Source organism: Hymenobacter piscis, assembly GCF_018760735.1.
Taxonomy (GTDB): Bacteria; Bacteroidota; Bacteroidia; order Cytophagales; family Hymenobacteraceae; genus Hymenobacter; species Hymenobacter piscis.
The window spans coordinates 1-21,645 of record NZ_JAHHZN010000005.1; the positions used below are offsets into that span (position 1 = coordinate 1).

Genomic DNA, 21,645 nt, shown 5'->3' on the forward strand with positions numbered 1-21,645 from the left:
GCACAGATAATGGTGGCTTTAGCCCGGGTGTTCACCTCTTCCCATTCCGAACAGAGTCGTTAAGCCCCGGAGCGCCTATGGTACTGCCTTCACCGGTGGGAGAGTCGGTCGCCGCCAACCTTATCTAACGAATCGCCCCGCAGCGTCCTGACAAGCCAGGATGCGCGGGGCGATTCCCGTTTAGGGCCCACCCGCCCAATGCCCCCTTGCGTGGCCCTCACCAAGGGCAAGCAGGCGGACATTTCACTTGTTGCACAACGAAACACCTTAATTGATAAACGAAAAGCCCGTTCCTGGATAGGAACGGGCTTTTCGCGTAGGATCAAACCGGCTGTATCTACTGAAGTGGGGTCGAGCCGATATCCGTTACCTGATCGTTGGTGACGGTAACACCGGTGCGTGTGGCCGGCTTATAGCTGGCTTGGTTGACCGGGGCCGTCGTGGTGGGGTAGAACTCCACGCGGTATACGCCCGAAGGAACAGAACTGAATTGAAATGCTCCCGAGGCATCGGCGCTGGTGCTGAACGTGTCGGCGGGCGTGATGGAGGAGTGGATAGCCAGAATCTGGGGCAGTGCGGCAGCCGGTGCTACTGTTCCGCGTAGCCCACCCTTAATGTCCTGAGCTAGTATCCGGATAACGGGTTTGAGCAGGTACCGCTCCTTCTTGTCGTTACCCGGCTTCCAGTTGCCACGCTCTACGATGGAACGAGCCACGTCGAAATCCAGCAGGAACTGGTAAGTACTACCGTCCTGCACCAACGACTCTTTGCTAAGCTTGAGTTTAACGCCGGAACTCTGCCCGCTGGGAGTCTTCAGGTCGTAGCGCTGACCGTCGCGGCCCACCACGTAGCTGTCGGAACCCAGCAACAGCCGAATTTCCTTCAGGGTACCCGGATCGAAGTCGCTGCTCACCAGCAGAGCCGAGCGGCCATTCACGTAATCGAGCACGTTGATGGGCTGGGCCTGGAAAGGTAGTAGCTGCCAGCCATCCGGATTGCGTTCCTCTTTAAGATGAATTTCGACCTGACGTACAATCCAGCACTACGGCTGCAAGGTTGCCAGGCGCATCCTGCAGGCGCACCTATATCTTCGCATCCGAGGTGTTGTTGTCATTGCTGCACGAGGCCAGGGCCAGGGGAAGTGCTACGAGCGCACTAAGCGCAGTTCGGGTTGACAGCATAAGAGAGTAGTTGTGGTGTAAAAACAAAAAGCGGCTGCCCCGGACTTACGCCGGAACAACCGCTTCGGTGGCGCAATAAACCGGCCGAAAATTGCACTTCTGCCGCAATATTGCCAAAAGGGTTAATTGCTCGTTTTCGTGGTATCAACTGGGGGCTTGGGAGTTGAGGGGGCGGGCTGGGCCGGCGTGGCTTTGGGTTTACCGAAGAGGCTGTTTAGCCCCTTCTTGGCCTGTTCCTTCAGCTTGGCTTCGGCTTCTAGGCGCTTCTTCTCAACCTCCTGCTGGGCGCGGGCCTGCAACTCTTCCTGTTTTTGGGCTGCCAGCTGCTTGAGGCTATCCTGGGCCAACTGGCCTTTGGCGGCCAGTTTGAGCTTGGAATCGTTGAGCTTACTTTGTACCACGCTCGTGACGAGGCTCTTGGCCACGTCCTTGGCTTGGTCTTTCACACTGCCGCTGCTGAGCTTCACCTGCGGGTTGGTGATGGTGCCCCCAATGGTCAGGCCCAGGGTCACGCGCTCGGTGCCCTTGATGTCCTGCACGCCGGTGAGGCGGGTAAGCTGCCCGTTGAGGGCGTTGCCAACCTTACCGGTGGGCACATCCAGGGCCGTGACGTATTCCAAGCCCCCGCTGCTGATGTTGTTGGAGCCGCCCACCGTCATCTTGATCTGGCCCACGTTCAGGTCGAAGGGCTTTACCACAAAGTTGCCGTTGATGATTTCGGCCGCCACATCCTTGTTATTTACCGCGAAGCTTTTCAGCTCCTGGAGTTGGGTGAGGCTGCTGATTTTAGTCAGAATGGGCGAACTGGTCACGGCCGCCCGGATGATATCAAACACGCCCTTGCCGGTGAGTGTGCTGTAGTTGGGCAGCATATTTGGGCCCATTTCGCCGGCCACGTTGAAGCTGGTAGAGAAGATGCCTTCCAGGTTGGCCGCCAGCGGAACCAAGGTTTTCACCGAGTTAAAGGCCGCGAAGGCGTTCTGAAAATTCAGGTTCTTGATGTTGAGCCCGAAATCGAACTTGGGGTGGGCCAGGTTCTGGCTGCTGTAGGAGCCGTTGGTGGCGAAGCTGCCGCCCAGCGTATTAAACGTGAGGCCACGCAGCGTAGCGGTTTGGTTGCGCACCACCACGGTGCCTTTCACGTCGCTGAGCTTGAGGTTGTCGTAAATCACCTGCCCCACGTTGGTGTTCATCGTCAGGTCGAACTCCTTCGGAATCTGGAGTACGCCGTCGGCCTGGGTGGCCGTGGCGGGGGCTTTGGTGGCGGCCGTAGCGCCGGCGGTGGGTTTCTCGCTCACCTCATCCACCATCCACTCGTTCACGTTGAAGCGGTTCGAATTTACCGTGAGGGTGCCACGCAGGGGCTGGCCGGGCACGAACATATAGCCCATGTAGTTGCTGATGGTGCCGGCTGCGGCAATATCCGAGGAGCCCACGAAGCCCTTCATGTCGCGGAGCACAATCTGGTCGTTGTTGAACGTGGCCGTGGCGGTGGTCACCTTCATGCCCTGGGGCAGGTCGGGGCTCTGGTACGTGATGTTGCGCGCGTTTACCGTGCCCGAGGCAACCACCGTTTGGTAGCGGCCGGCTTCGATGTCGGCCATATTGCCCTTGGCGGCAATGTTCCCGTTGAGGCGGCCGGTTACCGTCATGCCTTCCAGCGGGAAAATCTTGGTGAGCTTGGTCAGATCCACGGTGCCCTTCACGTCGGTGTCAAAGGCCAGCTTATCCACGCCCTGGGTGGCCACGCGGCCCTCCAGCGGCTCCCCGTCGAGCAGCATCCGGAACTGCGGAATGTTCACGCGGGTGTCGTTGAGCTGGCCCGTGGGGTTCGTGACGGTGCCGTTGAGGGTCAGGTTCTCGATGGGAGCCGGGAACTGCTTGCTCTTCACGTAGCCGTTGGTCAGGTTCATCCGGGCCTGAATCACGGGCATGCGGGTGGCCGAGTACACGCCTTTGGCGGTAGCATCCACGAACAGCTTGCCGCGCAGCAGCAGATCCTGCACCGGATACACCTTCATCATCTCGGCCAGGTCCACGTTGGCTTTCACGCGGCCGTCCACGTTCATGGGCTCCAGGCCGTCGATGGCCACGTTGCCATCAATCGGGTTTTTGCCCAAGTCAAGGTGGAACTGCTTCACGTTTACCTTCACGTTGTTGGTAAAGCCCGAGGGGTTATCCACCACCATATCCACGTTGATGTTGCGGGCCTGATCGGGTAGGGATGGGTACTTGAAGCTGCCGTCCTTGATTTGCAGGTTCAGGCCGTAGCCAGGCATCTGCACGTTGTTCTGTACTCCCTTGTAGTAACCCTCAAAGGCGACCTTACCTGTGGCCTTGATGTCCTTGAACTGCGCGTTGTACGCGCCGGGCACTAAGCTCAGGATGTTCTTGAAGTCGGTTTCGAGGGCCTTGAAAGTGAGGTCGTAGGTGATGTCGGTGGCGTTGGGCAGGCCGATAGTGCCCTGGAAGCTGGCCGGAAAATCGTTCAGCTTCACCTGGTTGTCCTTGAAGGTGAAGAGCATCTTCTCCAGGTTCATGGCCAGGGTCACGTCGGCGTCGAGGCGCTTGTTGGTCACGTACTCGGTGCCGTCGTAGCTGAGCGAGGCGCTTTCGGCCGTGGTCTGGCTCACCATGTCGAAGATGTTCTGTTCGAAGTCGCCGGAGCCGGAGTGATTCACGCCCTTCAGCTCCATGCCAAACGGAATGCTGCGGTCCTCGTAGCGCAGGTGGCCGTTGTTGATTTTCCAGCCCTGAATGGCCAGACGCACGGCCGTGGTATCCTGGCCCTTGGCGGCGGCTGCCGAGTCGGAAATATACACGTCCCAGTTGGCGCGCCCGCTTTTGAGCACCTTAATGTGGAAGTCGGGCTCCTCGAGCTCGATGTTCTTGATTTTAATCTGGTCGCCGCTGATGACGCTCATCAGGTTCAGGCCCACGCGTACTTCGGGCAGGTAGGCCAGCGTATCGCGGGAAAACGAATCCTGCCCGATGATGCGCAGCTGGTTGAGGCGCAGGGCCAGGTCGGGAAAGGTGCTCAGCAACGTTACGTCCACGTTGGCCGGGTCGTACTCCACGTTGGCCCGAACGCGCTGGGCCAGCTGCTGGTCGAATGCAGCCCGGATTTTATCTTTGAACAGAAACGGGGCCAGGGCCAGGCCTGCCAGCAGCACTACCAGGAAAATCCCCAGGCCAATCAGAAACTTGCGCATAACGGAAAACGGGAAAAGAGACGAAACGGAGCTGCACCGGAAAACGTGTGGCAGTCAGCGGACTAAATTACAAAGCAAAAGTAGCGGGAAACGCTGGGCGGTACCCACCGGCAGAGTAGCCGCACGGGGACCAAGGTTGCGTAGGAAAAGCCCAGGCGGCGAATGATAACGAAAATCAGGCAGGAAAATGCCACTTTAGAGGCCCGCCAGCCCAGACCGTGTACCAAAGCGCGGGGCCGGTACGTTAGCCCACCACGTATGCAGCGTTCAGGATTTCAGCAGGCATTAACGGTTCCGTTCCGCCCCCGGTGGTGGGCAGTGGCCGGCTTGTGCCTGGCCGCCGCTGGCAGCGCTGCGGCCCAGGATCTGTACTTCGCGCAGCCCTACGCCACCCGGATGCAAACCAATCCCGCCTACGCGGGCCTGCTCGACGACTATAGTATCACGCTCACCTACCGCAATCAGTTCCCCACCCTGGCCGGCACGTTCCAAACCAGCCAACTCGCGGCCGACTACCGCTTCCGCAACCAGCACAGCGCCGCCGGCCTGCTCCTGGACTATGACCGGACGGGTGGTTTGGGCTACACTCGCCTGCAGGTCGGCGGCGTATATGCCTATCACCTGCGCCTGAACGAGCAACTGAGCCTGAGCGGGGGCGCTTCGCTGAGCTACGGCCGGCAACGGGTCAGCTACGGCAATCTGGTCTTCGGCGACCAACTCTCCGATGACGGCGTGGTGCAGAATTTCAGCCTGGAGGTGGCCGATTTCCAGCCCGTGCACTACGTTACGGCCGGCGTGGGCGGACTATTATATACGGAGCAGTTCTGGCTGGGCGTGGCGGGCCAGCACCTCAACCAGCCCAACCTGGGCTTCGTGACTCAGACCCGGCTGCCCCTGCGCCTGAATCTGCAAACGGGCTACAAGCTCTATTTCGTGCGGGTGAATAATACGCGCGAGCAGCGCGAAGTCAGCCTGATGCCGGTGGCCGGCTACACCCGGCAGGGCGGTTCCCAGCGGGCGGAAGCGGGGTTGTACTTTACGGCGACGCCGCTTACCTTGGGGGCCGTGTACCGGGGCGTGCCGCTGCCTGGAGCGCCCCGGCCCCAGCAGGTACTCACGGCCATTGCCGGCGTCAGTGTAGGCAGCTTCCGGCTGGGGTATAGCTACGATATCAGCCTGAGTCAGTTTAGCGCCGATTTGGGCGGCGCGCACGAACTTTCGCTGACCCTGCGCGAGTTCGATTCGGTAGAAGCCGCCTGGCGCCGGCTGAAACGCCGGAATTACCCGTCAATTCCTTGCCCAGCCTTCTAATTTTTTGTATTATTGCAGCCGACTTGCCTTGTCTAAACGCTTTTCTAACAGGTAGTTTCAACTTGATCATGAATTTTTCCAAGTACTTGCGCTTTGCTGTAGTGGGAGCCTGCGCACTGGCCGCCTGTAAAGGCGGGCCGCCCACAGCTACCAAGCCCGGTAAGTACAGCTCGACCACGGGCATTGAGTACAACACCGAGGAAGGCATGAAGGTGTCTGATTATCAGGGTATCCCCGATGGTCCCGGTCTGGTATTTATCGAAGGCGGCCGTACCGTCCTGGGCTCGGCCGAGGAAGATATTGCCATGACCCACGATAACATCGAGCGGACCGTGACGCTGGCATCCTTCTACATGGACGAGGCCGAGGTGGCCAACATCCACTGGCTGGAATACCTCCACTACGTGCGCAAGGACTCGGCCGAAGAGTTCTACATGTCGGCCCTGCCCGATACCACGGTGTGGGCCCGTGAGCTGTCGTTCAACGACCCTTACGTGGATTACTACCTGCGTTACCCCGGCTTCCGCTACTTCCCCGTAGTGGGCGTGAGCTGGCTGCAGGCTAACGACTTCTGCACCTGGCGTACCGCCAAGGTAAACGAGCGTCTGGCTGGCGAGGGTGACGACGGCGGCGACGCCCCCAAGAAAAAAGGCGGCCTCTTCGGTCGGAAGAACAAGGGCGGCGACGCGGCCGAAGGAACTTCCGATGATGGTGGCGGCACCAAAATCGCCATTGAGAACGGCAACACGCTGCCCAACTACCGCCTGCCCACCGAGGCGGAGTGGGAGTACGCCGCGCAGGCCCTCATCGGCACCCAGGAAACCGGCAACGAAAACCAGGAGAACAAGCGGATTTATCCGTGGGATGGTCGTCAGGTGCGCAACCCCTATGGGGGCAAGCAGGGCCAGTTCCTGGCTAACTTCAAGCGCGGCCGTGGTGACTACGCTGGTATTGCCGGCTCGCTCAACGATGGCGCCATGATTACGGAGTACATCTACTCCTACCCACCAAACGATTACGGCCTCTACAACATGTCGGGCAACGTGAACGAGTGGGTGCAGGACATCTACCGTCCGCTTTCCTACGAGGACGTGGAAGATCTGAACCCCTTCCGTCGTAACGGCTTCCTCGACCCCTCGGAGAAGTACGACAAGAAAGGCTACCAGTCGCTCATCGATGACCACGTGCGCGTGTACAAAGGCGGCTCCTGGCGCGACGTAGCCTACTGGCTCTCGCCCGGTACGCGTCGCTTCATGGCCGAAGATTCGGCTACGGCAACCATCGGTTTCCGCTGCGCCATGATTAATGCCGGTTCTAACCGTTAATCACGGATTACCGTTAATTGACTTGATTACGCTGATTCGTTCAGCATATCTTCAGCGAAAAAACAGCCACCTTTTGCGGGGTGGCTGTTTTTTTATGCCGTGGCACCAACTTGCCCTTTGGTAACCGACCTCATTTACCGGTCGGCGGTGGCGATGGTGACGATGCTGACCTCCCGGGCACCGGCGGCGAGCAGCACAACAGCGCAGGCTTCCAGCGTGGCGCCGGTTGTCAGTACGTCGTCCACAACCAGCACGTGTCGGCCGTTGAGGAGGTCAGGTTGGGCCACCTCAAAAACGGTTGCCACGTTTTGCCAGCGTTGCAGGCGGTTTTTGCGGGTCTGGGAATCGGTGTAGGCAACGCGGCGCAGGGCGGCGGGCTCCCAGGGGCACTGCAGGCCCACGCTCAGGCCCGCCGCGAAGCTGTCGGCCTGGTTGTAGCCGCGCTTGGCGAGCTTGCGGGCGTGCAGCGGCACGGGCACGAGGAGGTCGAAGTTCGAGTAGCCGGCTTCGGCCAACTCCTGCCCGTACCAGCGGCCCAGCACCCGGCCCACGTCCTGCTGGCCGCGGTATTTGAGCTGGTGGAGCAGGTGCTGTACCCGGCCGTGTTTCTGAAAGCGCAGGTAACTCAGGGCGTGGGTCACGGGCACTTTCCCCCAGAAGCGGCGGCTGAGCGGGTTATCGGTTGGCGGCAGCTGGTGATAATCGGTGTAGGGAAGCTGGGCGCGGCAGTCGGTGCAGATGTGGTCTTCGCCCCGGGCCAGGGGCTGCTGGCAGGCCAGGCAGACGCGCGGAAATACGAGGCTGGCAAAATCGGAGAAGATAGCGGGCAGCGGCATCGGCTAGATTGAATCGGCGCGGGCGGCGCCCTGATAAACTTCTCCCTAATTTTAGGGTATATTTTCTAAATGTGCGGGAATGTGGCGAATGTGAAGAATGGGCCGGATAGCCGCTTAGCGGTAACTTCGCGGCCGACGAAAGCACCCTGCTCTGTTCCCCGCACATTCCTTCACATTCACGCACATTCCATACATGAGCCTCATTACCGAATTCAACGACTACCGCCAGCAGATGAACGAAAAAATCCTGGCGGCCGATAACAAGGTCATCAAGCGGTTTTTCAACCTCGATACCAACACCTACCAGGAAGGCGCGCTCAACGTGAAAACCAAGGAAATTGTGGGCTTAGCCTGCTCCATGGTGCTGCGCTGCGACGACTGCATCAAGTACCACCTGGGCAAATGCTACGAGGAGGGCGTGAACGAAGAGGAGATTTACGAGGTGTTTGCCATTGCTAACCTCATCGGGGGCAGCATCGTGATTCCGCACTTCCGGCGGGCCGTGGAATACTGGGAGGCCCTCAAGGCCGAAGCCGCCGCCCCGGCCCCCGAGCATTCCCACGACGCGTAACCATGCTCGATCCGCAGGAAACTGAAGCCCAGTTCGAACACCGCTGGTGGGAGCTGATGACCGAAATGCGCGTGCGCTTCGGCAAAAAGCCCGACCTGAATGCCCTGCTACTCCTTATTGGAGTGCAGGAGCTGGGCCAGGGCGCTGGTCCGTTTACCAAGGAGCAGAAGCAGGACCTGATGCACATTGCCACCTGCCGCCTGTTCAGCATCTCGGGCTACTACGAGCTGGAGCGCGTGGATCAGGAAGGCTGGCCCCACTACCGCCTGTTGCAGCAGTTGCCCTTCTCCAACCTCAAGGAACAGGAGCGCATGCTTAAGTGGCACGTGCTGGAATATTTCGACGAGCAGAACGCCGAGGAGTAGCGCCACCAGCAGTACTGAGCGTCATGCTGAGCGCAGCGCAGCGAAGTCGAAGCATCTTTACCGCTTCGTTGCGATTGTACTGACTAGTCAGAGGTAGAGATGCTTCGGCTGCGCTCAGCATGACGCGTCTGCTCCTTTATTACTACCAATGAACATCATCTCCTACAACCTCAACGGCCTGCGCTCGGCCCTGAGCAAGGGTCTGGCCGATTGGGTGCAGATGGCCCAGCCCGATGTACTGTGTGTGCAGGAAATCAAGGCCGGCCGGGAGCCGCTCGACGTGTCGGCGCTGACGGCGCTGGGCTACCACGCCTACCTGCATCCGGCCCAAAAACCGGGCTACAGCGGGGTGGCCATCTTCTCGAAGGAAAAGCCCCTGGCCGTCACGGAAGGCTGCGGGCAGGACCTCTACGACATCGAAGGGCGGGTGCTGCGCCTGGATTTTGCCCATTGCTCGGTGCTGAATACCTACATGCCTTCGGGCACCAGCGGACCGGAGCGGCAGGCCTTCAAAGTGGAGTGGCTGCACTTCTTCCGCCGCTACGTGCAGGCGCTCCGGGCCGCCGGAGGGCCGCCGCTGGTTATTGCCGGCGACTTCAACTGCTGCCAGACGGAAGTGGATCTGCACAATCCCAAGGCCAACCAGAAAAGCCCCGGCTTCACGCCCGAGGAGCGGCAGTGGTTCCGGGAGTTTCTGGCCGATGGCTTCACCGATTCCTTCCGCCACCTCCATCCCGAAACGCCCCACCGCTACTCCTGGTGGACCTACCGGGCCGGGGCCCGCGCCCGCAACGTGGGCTGGCGCCTCGACCACCTGCTGGTAGACAACCGCCTGGTTCCCCACATCCGCCACGCCGACCTGCTGCACGACGTCGTGCACTCCGACCACTGCCCGGCCCAGGTGGAGCTGACGTTTTAGTTATCAGTTGTTGGTTGTCAGTTGTTAGCAAACAGCGTCATCCTGACGAAGGAAGGATCTTATCACGCTAAAACGGTTCGTTGTAACGCTTACCGTACTGCCGTGATAAAGTCCTTCCTTCGTCAGGATGACGTTCTGTTTGCTAACAACTGACAACCAACAACTGATAACCAACAACTACGCACTCAATAGCATATCCGCTACCTCGCGGCCGGAGGCCAGGGCGGCGTTGAGGGAAGGGTAGGCAGCGTAGTCGCCGCAGCGGTAGAGGTGGGGAGTGAGCTTGAGCGACTGGCGGGCGGGCTGACCGGCGGGGTATTCGGGCAGGGCGTGCGGGAGATCGTAGGTACGCAGGTGGCGCCAGGTGGCCGCTTCCGCCCCGAACCAGGCCACCAGTTCCTGCTGGAGGCGGGCCGTGAGGTCGGCTTCCGACAGGCCATGCTCGCCGTGAGTGCTCACCGAAACCAGCCGCTGTCCGGCCGGCGCGTATTCCGGGGCCACATCGGAAGGGAAGGCCACGTTGTGGGCCAGACCGGTGAGCGAGGCATTCAGGCGCAGCAGCTTATCGGGGCGCCCGGCAAGGGCCGGGGCAGCAAAATAGGTACAGGTGGTGCGGCGCCAGCGCAGGGCCGGCGCTGCCCCGGCGGCCGGCAGCAGGCGGGCGGCAGCCTCCCCATCCACGGCCACCACTACCGCGGCGGCCTCAACGGTTGTCCCGTTGGCGAGGCGGACGGTGGTGCCGTTGAGGTGGGTGACGGGCGCGTGCAGGCGTACGGCGCCGGCGGGCAGGCGGGTGGCCAGCTGCTCGGCAATCTGCTGCATACCCAGGGCCGGTACTGCGGCTTCGCCCTCCACAAACTGCTTGAACACGAACTCAAAGAAGTTGGCCGCCGTGCTCAGGCTGCGGTCCAGGAACACGCCCCCGAAAAACGGCCGGAAGAAGTTCTGAATCATCGACTCACTCCAGCCGTAGTGGCGCAGAAAGTCGAGGGTAGTTTGTCCGGTAGTGGAGTTACGGCTCAGCAGCTGCCCGCTGGTGTAGTTGCGCACGTGCCGCACGAGGCTCAGAATCCGTAGCTTATCGGAGAAGGTGCCAATAGGGGAGGCAAGGGCCGAAAAGGCTGCCGTGGGCTTTTGCAACGGGTTTTGCAGGGTCGTCTGCTGCCCGTCGGGGAGGCGGATAACGGCGCCTGAGCGGAACGCCTGGAGCCGGAGGGCGCCGTAGTCGATAAGACGCTCCACTTCGGGGTAGCGGGTGAGCAGCACCTGGAAGCCCCGGTCGAGGCGGAAGCCGTCGGGGGTGAGGTCGGTGCGCACGCGGCCGCCCACGGCGTCGGAGGCTTCGAGGACCAGCACGGAGCGGCCGGCCCGGTGCAGGTAGTTGGCGCAGGCCAGCCCGGCCATGCCGGCCCCGATTATGACGACGGGAAGTTGAGCGGAAGAGTCAGGTGCTATCATAGTCAAGGCAAACTCAAAACGCGGCCGGAAGGTTGGCCGCCGGGCAATGGTGGCACGGACTTTAGTCTGTGCCACATTCGCATGTCGGCCCCTAAAACAGCGGCTTGCGGGGCTTCATCACTTTGCGCGTTTTCATGGTCCAGAGCCTGGCTACGCCGTAGCGCTTCAGGTTCACGCGCCACACGCCCATCGGCTGGCCCAGCTGATAGCCGGTAGCCTGATCCCGGGGAAATTTCTGTTGGATGAGCTGGTAATCGGCCGCCGAAATATCCATGCCCACGGTGCCGTGGCAGCGCAGGCAGAGCTGGTCGGTGAGCACGAGGGGGCGCTGGTAGGTGAATTCGTTCTGCTCGGTGCGGGCCACCTGGCGAGTAGTATCGGCGGCGTTGAGGTCGGCGGCACTGAGCCGGGCCAGGTGCACGGGATTGCGGGGGCGGGCGCTGAACCGGTTGAGGGAGGCCTGCAGGGTTTTAGCCAGCGAATCGGTGGCGGGCAGGGCCTCGGGGTGGCAGTAGGGCAGGGCCGCGGCCACGCCGCCCTCGGCCAGCTTGCGGGTCAGCACCTGGCGCAGTTCCCGCTCGGCGGTACGGGTGAGCGAGTCGCCGGCCCAGGCGGCGGCCCGCAGCAACTGCTGGGGCATGATGCGCTTCACTTCCCAGTTGGCCGATTCCACGGCCAGTTCCTTGGTATTGCTGAGGTGCTCCACCTGATCGGGACGGCAGGCGGGTAACAGCAGCAGGAGCAGGGCGGCGCGGAGCAGAGGACGCATGGCGGTAGAATGAGGTATCGGTGGATAGTTGTCGGTTGTCAGACCAGAAGCTGCACCGGTTGTACGGCTTCCCCGCCTATAGCGGCTGACAACGGTCAACCAACAACTGACAACTCGTTTACTCCCACAAATATGCCCGCAAAGCGTCGTATTCCGGCGCCAGCAGGGTGCTTTGTTTGGGCTGACGCATGAGGTCGGCCAGCTCGGCGGGTACGGGCACGGGCTGGCCGGTAGCATCTTCCACGGCCGCAGGAAACTTCACGGGGTGGGCCGTTTCGAGCAGCAGGCCCCGCTGCGCCGGGTGGTGACGCAGGTAGTCCGCCAGTGCGAAGTAGGCCACGGCCCCGTGCGGGTCGAGGACGTAGCCCGTTTCCCGGAACACCCGGGCAATGGTAGCCGTGGTGTCGGCGTCCGAAACGGTATAGCCGCTCAGCAGCTCGCGCAGCACCGGGTACTGGTGCCCGAACAGCTCCAGCATGCGGCCGAAGTTGCTCGGGTCGCCCACGTCCATGGCGTTGGAAAGGGTGGCCACGGCCGGCTGGGCGGCGTACTGGCCCGACTGCAGGTAGCGGGGCACGGCGTCGTTCTGGTTGCAGGCGGCCACGAAGTGGGCCACCGGCAGCCCCGAGGCATAGGCCAGCAGCCCGGCGCACAGGTTGCCGAAGTTGCCGCTGGGCACGGCCACCACCGGCGGCTGCGCGTGGGGCCACTGGGCCAGCGCCGCCACGTAGTACACCTGCTGGGGCAGCCAGCGGGCCACGTTGATGGAATTGGCCGACGTAAGCTGCCGCCGCTGCCGCAGCGCCTCGTCGCGGAAGGCCTGCTTCACCAGCCGCTGGCAGTCGTCGAAGTTGCCGCGCACCTCCAGGGCCCGGATGTTCTGGCCCAGGGCCGTGAGCTGCTGCTCCTGCACCGGACTCACCCGGCCCTGCGGATACAGAATGACCACCTCCACGCCCGGCACGCCCAGAAACCCGCTGGCCACGGCCCCGCCGGTGTCGCCGGAGGTAGCCACCAGCACCGTAACGGGCCGGGTTTCGTGGCGGGAAAAGTAGCCCAGGCAGCGACTCATGAACCGCGCCCCCACATCTTTGAACGCCAGCGTAGGCCCGTGAAACAGCTCCAGCGCGCTGATGCGGTCCGTTACGGGCACCACCGGTAGCGGGAAGTCCACGGTTTCGGCGCAGATGCGGGCCAGCTCCGGCTCCGGAATAGACGTGCCCACGTAGGGCCGCAGCACCGTCAGGGCTATTTCGGCCGACGTCAGGTGGGGTAGCTGGGCCAGGAAGTCGGCCGGGAAGCGCGGAATGGTTTCGGGGAAGTACAGGCCCCCGTCCGGGGCCTGCCCCGCCACGGCTGCCGTCCGAAAATCAACGGGCTCCGATTGGCGGTTGAGGCTATAGTAGTGCATAGTGGTTGAGTTGTGAAGGCCGATGTAGAGACGCGACACTTCGCGTCTGCTCATTGCTGATGTTGGTTGGTTGGCGCAAGTCCGGGTTGTTCAACGATGAGACGCGAAGTGTCGCGTCTCTACATCAGGCGGGCAGAATCCGGCAGCCGGTTGTATTGATGGTCGTTTGGTACACGAAATGGGCCAGGCCCAGCTGCTCGTAGTTGGTGCGCATTACCTCGGCCACGGCTTGGGCGGTGGCTTCGTGCTGGCTGAGCATGAACAGGGAGGGGCCCGAGCCGGAAATGCCGCCGCCCAGCGCCCCGGCGGCGCGGCTGCCGCTTTTCACCTGCTCAAACCCCGGAATTAGAATGCTGCGCACGGGCTCCACAATCACGTCTTCCAGGGCCCGGCCAATGAGGGCGTAATCGTGCTTGAGCAGGCCGGCCACCAGCGCGCCCACGTTGCCCCACTGCCGCACGGCGTCGCGCAGGGGCACCTGTTGCTTGAGAATCTGGCGAGCGTCGGAGGTTTTCACTTCAATCTGGGGGTGCACCACCGTTACGAACAGGGGCGGAGCATCCAGCGGCACCACGTCGGGGGCGGGCGTGGTGGAGCGGATGAGCGTGACGCCGCCGTAGATGGCCGGGGCAATGTTGTCGGCGTGGCGCACGCCGGAGGCCACTTCCTCGCCGTACATGGCAAATTCCACCAGCTCGGCCTTGGTGAATCGGCCAGCCAGCAGGTGGTTCAGCCCCACCACGGCCCCCGCCGCGCTGGCCGCGCTACTCCCGATGCCGCTGCCCGGCCGGATGTGCTTGCGGATGCGCACCTGCACGCCGGCCACCTCGGGCACCGTCCGCAGCATGGCCAGCAGGGCCGCGCCCGCCACGTTGCGGGTCGGCTCGGTGGGCAGGCCAAAGTCGTCGTCATTGCGGATGTGTACGCCCGGCTCGTCGGTCAGGCGCAGGTGCATTTCGTCGTTGGGCTCGTGCAGGGCGAACCCCAGCACATCAAACCCGCACACCACATTGGCCACGGTAGCCGGCGCGAGGATGGTGACAGTATCGTTGGAAAAGGACATCGGGGAAAGAAGCAGGGGACGGAGGAAATCAGGATTAACAAGAACGGGTCATGCTGAGCGCAGCGGAGCGAAGTCGAAGCATCTCGCGTGCAATGGTAATCTTGACGTTGAGTTAGTTGTTGCAGTGTCAGCACGCGAGATGCTTCGACTACGGCTCCGCCTTCGCTCAGCATGACACCGTTCTCAATTTACTCAGCTAATGCGCGGCCCGTAGCACGTCGGCAAACACACCGGAGGCGGTTACTTCGGCCCCGGCACCAGCGCCTTTAACGACCAGGGGCTGCTCTACGTAGCGGTTGGTGTAGAAGAGCACGGCGTTGTCCTTGCCCTGCAACGAGTACAGGTCGTGGCCGGGGGCGACGCTTTGCAGGCCCACGCGGGCCTGGCCGTCTTCAAAACTAGCCACGAAGCGGAGCTTCTTGCCCTGGCTGGCCGCCGCGTCGTAGAGGCCTTTGAAGTGGGCTTCGTGGGCGGCGAGCTGCTCGTAGAAGGCCGGCACGTCGCCTTGGAGGCAGGCGGCGGGCAGGAAGGAGTCGTTCTGCACGTCGGGCATTTCCAGCGGGTGGCCGGCTTCCCGGGCCAGAATCAGGATTTTGCGGGCCACGTCCACCCCGGTCAGGTCGAGGCGCGGGTCGGGCTCGGTGTAGCCCTCCTGCTGGGCCTGGCGCACCACCTCGGCAAAGGGCCGGGTGCCGTCGTAGTGGTTGAACACGAAGTTGAGCGTGCCCGACAGCACCGCCTGCATGCGCTGCACCTCGTCGCCGCTGCGCAGCAGGTCGCCCAGCGTGCCGATGATGGGCAGGCCCGCGCCCACGTTGGTTTCAAACAGAAACTGGGTGTTGAACTCCTGGGCCAGGCTTTTGAGGCGGGCGTACCGCGCGTACTCGGCCGAGGCCGCCACCTTGTTGCAGGCCACCACCGCCACCGAGCGGGCCAGCAGCTGCTCGTACACCTGGGCCACGTCGGCGCTGGCCGTCACGTCCACGAACACCGTGTTGCGTAGGTTCAGGGCCAGCAGCTCGTCGGTGAGGCGGGTCAGGTCCAGAGCCGGGCCGGCGGCCAGAGCGGCTTCCCAGTCGGCCAGGTCGAGGCCGTCCTCCTGCAGCACAAACTGCCGGCTGTTGGCCAGACCCACCACCCGCAGGTGCAGGCGCAGCTTCTCACGTAGCCAGGGCTGCTGGCGCTGCAGCTGCTCCAGCAGCTTGCGGCCCACGTTGCCCACGCCCGCCACCACCACGTTCACCTGCCGGGTAGTGGCTTCGAAGAAGGTTTCGTGCAGCACGTTGATGGCCTTGCGCACGTCCTGCTGCCGGATTACCGTCGAAATATTCTTCTCCGATGAGCCCTGGGCAATGGCCCGGATGTTCACCCCGTTCTGGCCCAGCGCCCCAAACAGCCGCCCGCTGATGCCCGGGTGGTTTTTCATCTGCTCACCCACCAGCGCCACCACGGCCAGCTCGTCTTCCCGGTCGAGCGGGTCGAGCAGGCCGCGGCCGATTTCGGCGGCAAACTCCTGGTCGGCGGCCTGCTGGGCCCGGTCGGCATCGGGGGTGCTCACGGCCACGCAAATGGAGTGCTCGGAGGAGCTTTGGGTGATGAGCACCACGTTTACCTGCTCCTGGGCCAGGGCCGCAAACAGCCGCCGCGAAAAGCCCGGCACACCCACCATGCCACTGCCTTCCAGCCGCAGCAACGAAATGGGCCCGATGCTGGAAATGCCTCGCACGAAGGCGTGGTTGGCCGGCGGGGCCACCTCCACCAGCGTGCCGGCGTCGGTAGGGGCGAAGGTGTTCTTGATCCAGAGCGGAATACCGGCCCGCATCACCGGCTGAATGGTGGGCGGGTACAGCACCTTGGCCCCGAAGTGCGAGAGTTCCATGGCCTCCTGGTAGCTGATGCGCGGAATGGGCCGGGCCGCCCGTACCAGCCGCGGGTCGGCCGTCATCATGCCGCTCACGTCGGTCCAGATTTCCAGCGTGGACGCGCCCAGCGCCCCGGCAAAGATGGCCGCCGTGTAGTCGGAGCCGCCGCGGCCCAGGGTGGTGGTGCTGCCATCGGGGGCGGCGGCCACGAAACCGGGGGCCACGTACAGCGGCACCTCGCCCGTCACGGCCGCCTGAATGAGCGGGTTGGTAGTGGCGAAATCCACGGCGGCGTGGCCGTAGCGGGCATCGGTGCGGATAAGCTGGCGGCTGTCCAGCCGCTGGTGGGCCGCCCCCCGGGCCGCCAGTCCCGCCGCCACCAGCCTCGACGACAGCAGCTCCCCGTAGCTCACCAGCCGGTCCAAGGTGCGGGCCGACAGCTCGCCCAGGGCAAAAATTCCGTCGCAGAGGCTTTCCAGCTCGTTGCAGCTGGTTTTCACCTGGCTCAGCACGGCGCTCTGGCCGGCAATGGGCAGCAGACCGCGGGCGGCCTCCAGGTGGCGCTGCTCCAGCTCGCGCAGCAGGGGGCGGTAGGAGTCGTCGTGAGCAGCGGCGCGGCGGCCGGCCGTAATCAGCTGGTCGGTTACGCCGCCCAGGGCCGATACCACCACCACGGTGGGAGCCTGGCGGGCGGCGGCCTGGGCCAGGTCGAGTACCCGTTGGATGTTGTCGGCCGTGGCGACGGAGGAGCCGCCGAATTTCAGTACCTGCATACAAGTGGTTGCGTGATGGGCGTAAAAAAACCCGCTTTCGGCCCGGGGCCTCCTGGGCGGGAGGCGAACCGGCGAAGCGGGCGGCGAATCAGAAGGGTAAGGAGTTCCGCAGCCCGCTTTAGCGGGTTGTGGTAATAGTTGTGCCGGTACCCATCAAAGTGAGGGGCGAAGCGGGGTAAAAAGCAGGAGCAGCACCGGGCCGGACCATATACCTGAAGTGGTTAACGCTGGCCAAAGTAGGAATTATTTGAAACGACCCGCATTCCCGAAAAAGAATTATTTACGATTTCTACCGGGTGATACGAACCTCGAAACGCGTGTAGAGACGCGATACTTCGCGTCTCTTCGTCTGCGCCGTCTTACCGATTGTCGTTCAATGAGGAGACGCGAAGTGTCGCGTCTCTACACCAGTTCTGCCGGTTCCGCACGCATCGTCCCCGTCAGCTGCTTCCGGCTTATTTGCCAACGACTTCGTTTCCGTACCTTTGCACTCCCATACATTTTCTGAAGGCAAGATGCTAGATAAACTGGAGGCCATCCAACGGCGCTTTGAGGACGTGAGCGAGCAGCTTACGCAACCCGAAGCCATGAGCGACATGAAACGCTTCAAGGCCCTCAATAAGGAATACAAGGACCTCGGCAAAATCGTGACCGAGTACAAGGCCTACCAGAACGTGCTGGCCAACATCGAAGGCGCCAAAGAGGTGATTTCGACCGAGAAGGACGAGGATTTCCGCCAGATGGCCAAGGACGAGCTGGAACTGCTCTACCCCGAGCAGGAGCGCCTGGAAGTGTACATCAAGGAGCTGCTCATCCCCAAAGACCCGAATGATAGCAAGGACGTTATCATGGAAATCCGGGCCGGGGCGGGCGGCGACGAGGCGGCCATCTTTGCCGGCGACCTGCAGCGTATGTACATGCGCTACGCCGAAAAGAACAACCTGCGCATGGACCTCATTGATGCCACCGAAGGCACTTCGGGCGGCTACAAGGAGATTATTCTGGCCGTGAAGGGCGAGGACGTGTACGGCAAGCTCAAGTTCGAGTCGGGGGTGCACCGCGTACAGCGGGTGCCGGCCACCGAAACCCAGGGCCGCATTCACACCTCCGTGGCGTCCATCGTGGTGATGCCCGAGGCCGAGGAACTGGACGTGCAGATCGACATGAACGACGTGCGCAAGGACCTGTTCATGTCGTCGGGCCCCGGTGGGCAGTCGGTAAACACCACCTACTCGGCCGTGCGCCTCACCCACTTGCCCACCGGCCTGGTGGCCCAGTGCCAGGACCAGAAGTCGCAGCTCAAGAACTTCGATAAGGCCCTGCAGGTACTTCGCTCGCGCATCTACGAAATTGAGCTGGCCAAAAAGAACGAAGCTGAAGGCGCGGCCCGCAAGAACATGATTGGCGGGGGCGACCGGTCGGATAAAATTCGCACCTACAATTACCCCCAGGGCCGGGTAACCGACCACCGCATTGGCTTCACGGTGTACAACCTGGCCTCGGTGATGGACGGTAACATCGACGAATTTGTGGAGCAGCTGCGCCTGGCCGAAAGCGCCGAGCGTCTGCAGGAAGGTGTGGGGTAATTTTATTTACTCGCTGAGCGTTTGTCATCCTGAGCGCAGCGAAGGACCTTATCACGTTTGGGATTACCCCAAACGAACTCGTAGTAACGTGATAAGGTCCTTCGCTGCGCTCAGGATGACCGTTTTATAGAGCTTCCAATCACTAAAAACCAGTTATGCGCTTTCTGCTCCCGCTGCTGCTCGTTCTCTCGGCCTTGGTCACGGTGCTGCTGCCGGGCTGTGAGCCCAAGGAAGACCTGCTGACCACGGACAGCAGCGCCCGGCTGGAGTTCTCGCTCGACACGGTGAAGTTCGATACCGTGTTCGTGTCGGTGGGCACCGTGAGCAAGCGGCTGTGGGTGTACAACCGCAACGCCCGGGCCGTGCGGGTGTCGGAAATCAGCCTGCAAAGCCAGCCCGGCGTAACGTACAGCCTGCTGGTAAACGGCGACGCCGGCCTGACCCTGCGCGACGTGGAAATCCGGGGCCGGGACAGCCTGCTGGTGCTAGTGCGCGCCACCATCGACCCCACGCCCACCGACACGAAACCGTTTCTGGTGGTGGATGACTTGCGGTTCCGTACTAACGGCAACGACCAGGCCGTGAAAGTGCTCAGCTACGGCCAGAATGCCTACTTCCACAACGCGGAGCGCATCGAGCGTAACACCACTTGGAAGGCCGACAAACCCCACGTGGTGTACAACTCCGTCGTGGTGGACTCGGCCGTGACGCTGACCATTGAGGCCGGAGCCCGGATTTACTCCCACGCGGGCTCGTTTCTGGTGGTGCGCGGCCAGCTGCTGTGCAACCCCACCTACCAGCCCACCGGCGAAATCAAGCCTGACGACCGCAACATTGTGCGCTTCCTGGGCGACCGGCGCGAGGCGTTCTACCGCGAAATTCCGGGCCAGTGGGGCGGGCTGGAGTTCGATGCCAGCAGCCACGACAACGTGGTGCGCTTCACCGAAATCAAGAACAGCGCTTTTGGGCTGCTCATCTTCAACCCCTTCAACCGCCAGCCCCACCCCGGCGTGCGGGTTGAAAACACGGAGTTCCGGAACGTCTCCAGCCTCAACGGCGGCTACTTTCTGGAAGGAGCGGCTCTGTTGGGTATTTCCGGCGACTTTCGGGTGCAGAATACGCTCATAACCAACTGCGAGCAGTACGCCGTATTCGGAGTGCAGGGCAGCCAGCTGCAGCTCGATTACTGCACCATTGCGAATTACACCCAGAGCAACCGCGACAAACCGTCAGTGCTGCTGGCGGCAGCCATTGAAATCAACGGTGAGCAGCAACCCCCGGTCGCGCCGGCACTGACCCTGCGCAACTCCATTGTGTGGGGCAACATGCGCGAGGGAGAGGAGTTGAAGTTTGTGGACGGCGAGCAGTACGCGGCCGCCATCAACATCCGCAACAGCGTGCTCCGCACCAAAGAGTACGAGCGCCCCGGCCCTTTAAATCAGCAGCGCAACGGCAACCTGCTCAACCCGGCGGAAGGTCCCAATTACCTGTTTAAAAGTACACCTGGCCGCTTTCGGGGCAAAGCCCTGGACTTTCAGCTCGATACCCTCTCGCCGGCCAGCAACCAGGCCCTGCCCCTGCCCGCCATCACCACCGACCTGCTCAACCGCCCCCGCAACCCCACCACCCCCGACATCGGCGCCTACGAACGGGTGAATCAGTGAGTGAGTGAGTGAGTGAGTGAGTGAGTGAGTGAGAAGTAGGAAAACAGAACGTCATGCTGAGCGAAGGCGGAGCCGAAGTCGAAGCATCTCGCGTGCTGGCGTTGGAATGGTGACGCAACGAAGCACGCGAGATGCTTCGACTTCGGCTCCGCCTTCGCTCAGCATGACGTTTACTCACTTCCTCGCCTCCTCACTTCCTCGCCTCCTCACTTCCTCGCCTCCTCACCCCATCACCTTCTCACTTCCAAAAAATGCGCTTCTTCCAGAAAAGACTACGGCTGCCGGCGGTGAGCCGGGGTTTTCATCTGATTACCGATCTGCTGGTGGCTGAGCTGCCGGAGCTGGAGCAGCTGCAGGTAGGTACGGCCCAGTTCTTCATTCAACACACCTCCGCCAGCCTGAGCATCAACGAAAACGCCGACCCCACCGTGCGCCACGATTTCGAGCAGTTCTTCCAGCGGCTGGTACCGGAAAACGCGCCCTACTTCCGCCACACCCAGGAAGGTCCCGACGACATGCCGGCCCACCTCAAAGCCAGTCTGCTGGGCCACGCCGTGAGCGTGCCCATCAGCCGGGGAGAGCTGGCGCTGGGCACCTGGCAGGGCATTTACCTGGGTGAGCACCGCACCCACGGGGGACGCCGCTGGGTGTTGGCCACGCTCATGGGGCAATAGGCTCAGCTGACCGGCAACCACCTCTCACTGGGCGCGGGTCGGGCTGGCGCCGCCGACCAAACCCAACCCGTTCGCGTATAGGTAGGCAAATACCCGCTTATGCTCGTTGCCTTTCTGCTTTCCTTTCTTGAAGTAGCCGGTCCCGCGCTACCGTTGGCCGAAGCGCCGGCCCCTACGCGGCCAGCCCCGGCCACCCGGGCACCACGGACCCGCCAGACTTCTCCACGGGGGCAGCGGGCGCCTGGGCCCACGCTCGTGCGCCTGACCAACGATTCGGTGGCCGGACGGCCGTTCGGGCCGGAGCCCACGGTACGGGAACTGCTGACTGCGGGCGGGCGGGTAGTGTCGCGCCGGCCCTGCCGCAACCTCTACGAAGCCAACCAGACCGATACTCTGCTGCTGGTGCGCCACCAGGGCAACGTATTCGAGTTTTACCGCGCGCCGGAAAAGGACCTGCTGCGGGATGCCAGAGTTATTAATTTCCAGACTGCTTACGGCCGCCGCCTGCGTCACCGGCTGGCGGCCGCCCACCGCCCCAAGCCGGGGGCTACGGCCAACGTCCGCATCGGCGACACGGAGCGCATCAATTACGTGTCAGTTATTTACCGAAGCGGTCAGCTCCGCGCCGTACACGTGCAGCCCTACGCCGAGTAAGTCTCTGGTCT

General features: G+C 62.5%; 17 protein-coding genes and 1 rRNA gene. 10 read left to right on the plus strand and 8 right to left on the minus strand.

Annotated features, from left to right (window positions below; all coding sequences use genetic code 11):
- Positions 1 to 8 precede the first annotated feature (8 nt).
- Positions 9 to 120, plus strand: a 5S ribosomal RNA gene (gene rrf / locus KLP40_RS07000).
- Between the two features lie 217 nt (positions 121 to 337).
- Here rrf and KLP40_RS07005 read toward each other — a convergent pair.
- Together KLP40_RS07005 and KLP40_RS07010 are read right to left on the minus strand one after the other, a co-directional pair.
- A complete protein-coding gene (locus KLP40_RS07005; RefSeq protein ID WP_215593277.1) occupies positions 338 to 1,036 on the minus strand; it encodes a DUF4382 domain-containing protein in 699 nt (232 codons plus the stop codon).
- Between the two features lie 267 nt (positions 1,037 to 1,303).
- The gene (locus KLP40_RS07010; protein ID WP_215593057.1) at positions 1,304 to 4,393 is read right to left on the minus strand and encodes an AsmA family protein; all 3,090 of its coding nucleotides are present in this window, start codon (positions 4,391 to 4,393) and stop codon (positions 1,304 to 1,306) included.
- Between the two features lie 258 nt (positions 4,394 to 4,651).
- Here KLP40_RS07010 and KLP40_RS07015 point away from each other — a divergent pair, with 258 nt between their 5' ends.
- Together KLP40_RS07015 and KLP40_RS07020 are read left to right on the plus strand one after the other, a co-directional pair.
- Positions 4,652 to 5,704, plus strand: coding sequence for a PorP/SprF family type IX secretion system membrane protein (locus KLP40_RS07015; RefSeq protein WP_215593058.1), 1,053 nt, complete (start codon positions 4,652 to 4,654; stop codon positions 5,702 to 5,704).
- 68 nt (positions 5,705 to 5,772) lie between these two features.
- Complete coding sequence (locus KLP40_RS07020; protein ID WP_215593059.1) at positions 5,773 to 7,029, plus strand: SUMF1/EgtB/PvdO family nonheme iron enzyme; 1,257 nt, start codon at positions 5,773 to 5,775, stop codon at positions 7,027 to 7,029.
- A 134-nt stretch (positions 7,030 to 7,163) separates the two neighbouring features.
- Here KLP40_RS07020 and KLP40_RS07025 read toward each other — a convergent pair whose 3' ends face one another.
- Positions 7,164 to 7,865, minus strand: a complete 702-nt coding sequence (locus KLP40_RS07025; protein WP_215593060.1) for a ComF family protein — start codon at positions 7,863 to 7,865, stop codon at positions 7,164 to 7,166.
- Between the two features lie 193 nt (positions 7,866 to 8,058).
- Here KLP40_RS07025 and KLP40_RS07030 point away from each other — a divergent pair, with 193 nt between their 5' ends.
- The 3 genes from KLP40_RS07030 to KLP40_RS07040 all read left to right on the plus strand — a co-directional run bounded on the left by KLP40_RS07030 (position 8,059) and on the right by KLP40_RS07040 (position 9,720).
- Entirely contained in the window at positions 8,059 to 8,436 is a 378-nt protein-coding gene (locus tag KLP40_RS07030; RefSeq protein WP_215593061.1) for a carboxymuconolactone decarboxylase family protein, read from the plus strand.
- Positions 8,437 to 8,438: 2 nt separating this feature from the next.
- Complete coding sequence (locus KLP40_RS07035) at positions 8,439 to 8,801, plus strand: hypothetical protein (RefSeq protein WP_215593062.1); 363 nt, start codon at positions 8,439 to 8,441, stop codon at positions 8,799 to 8,801.
- A 148-nt stretch (positions 8,802 to 8,949) separates the two neighbouring features.
- Complete coding sequence (locus KLP40_RS07040) at positions 8,950 to 9,720, plus strand: exodeoxyribonuclease III (RefSeq protein ID WP_215593063.1); 771 nt, start codon at positions 8,950 to 8,952, stop codon at positions 9,718 to 9,720.
- A 177-nt stretch (positions 9,721 to 9,897) separates the two neighbouring features.
- Here the strand turns inward: KLP40_RS07040 and KLP40_RS07045 are convergent, their stop codons facing one another.
- The 5 genes from KLP40_RS07045 to thrA form a co-directional block, all read right to left on the minus strand.
- On the minus strand, positions 9,898 to 11,178 hold the full coding sequence (locus KLP40_RS07045; protein WP_215593064.1) for a protoporphyrinogen/coproporphyrinogen oxidase: 1,281 nt from the start codon (positions 11,176 to 11,178) through the stop codon (positions 9,898 to 9,900).
- A gap of 91 nt (positions 11,179 to 11,269) precedes the next feature.
- The gene (locus tag KLP40_RS07050) at positions 11,270 to 11,947 is read right to left on the minus strand and encodes a c-type heme family protein (protein ID WP_215593065.1); all 678 of its coding nucleotides are present in this window, start codon (positions 11,945 to 11,947) and stop codon (positions 11,270 to 11,272) included.
- A gap of 118 nt (positions 11,948 to 12,065) precedes the next feature.
- Complete coding sequence (thrC, locus tag KLP40_RS07055; RefSeq protein ID WP_215593066.1) at positions 12,066 to 13,358, minus strand: threonine synthase; 1,293 nt, start codon at positions 13,356 to 13,358, stop codon at positions 12,066 to 12,068.
- A 124-nt stretch (positions 13,359 to 13,482) separates the two neighbouring features.
- Entirely contained in the window at positions 13,483 to 14,421 is a 939-nt protein-coding gene (locus tag KLP40_RS07060; protein ID WP_215593067.1) for a homoserine kinase, read from the minus strand.
- A 196-nt stretch (positions 14,422 to 14,617) separates the two neighbouring features.
- Positions 14,618 to 17,056, minus strand: coding sequence for a bifunctional aspartate kinase/homoserine dehydrogenase I (gene thrA, locus KLP40_RS07065; protein ID WP_215593068.1), 2,439 nt, complete (start codon positions 17,054 to 17,056; stop codon positions 14,618 to 14,620).
- Positions 17,057 to 17,571: 515 nt separating this feature from the next.
- On the opposite strand from thrA, the gene prfA reads away from it, so the two are divergent.
- The 4 genes from prfA to KLP40_RS07085 all read left to right on the plus strand — a co-directional run bounded on the left by prfA (position 17,572) and on the right by KLP40_RS07085 (position 21,634).
- Entirely contained in the window at positions 17,572 to 18,642 is a 1,071-nt protein-coding gene (gene prfA / locus KLP40_RS07070; protein ID WP_215593069.1) for a peptide chain release factor 1, read from the plus strand.
- A gap of 155 nt (positions 18,643 to 18,797) precedes the next feature.
- Positions 18,798 to 20,306 (plus strand): hypothetical protein, encoded by a 1,509-nt coding sequence (locus KLP40_RS07075; RefSeq protein WP_215593070.1) that lies wholly within the window; start codon positions 18,798 to 18,800, stop codon positions 20,304 to 20,306.
- Positions 20,307 to 20,557: 251 nt separating this feature from the next.
- Positions 20,558 to 20,980, plus strand: coding sequence for a secondary thiamine-phosphate synthase enzyme YjbQ (locus tag KLP40_RS07080; RefSeq protein ID WP_215593071.1), 423 nt, complete (start codon positions 20,558 to 20,560; stop codon positions 20,978 to 20,980).
- A gap of 99 nt (positions 20,981 to 21,079) precedes the next feature.
- Entirely contained in the window at positions 21,080 to 21,634 is a 555-nt protein-coding gene (locus tag KLP40_RS07085) for a hypothetical protein (RefSeq protein WP_215593072.1), read from the plus strand.
- Positions 21,635 to 21,645 lie beyond the last annotated feature (11 nt).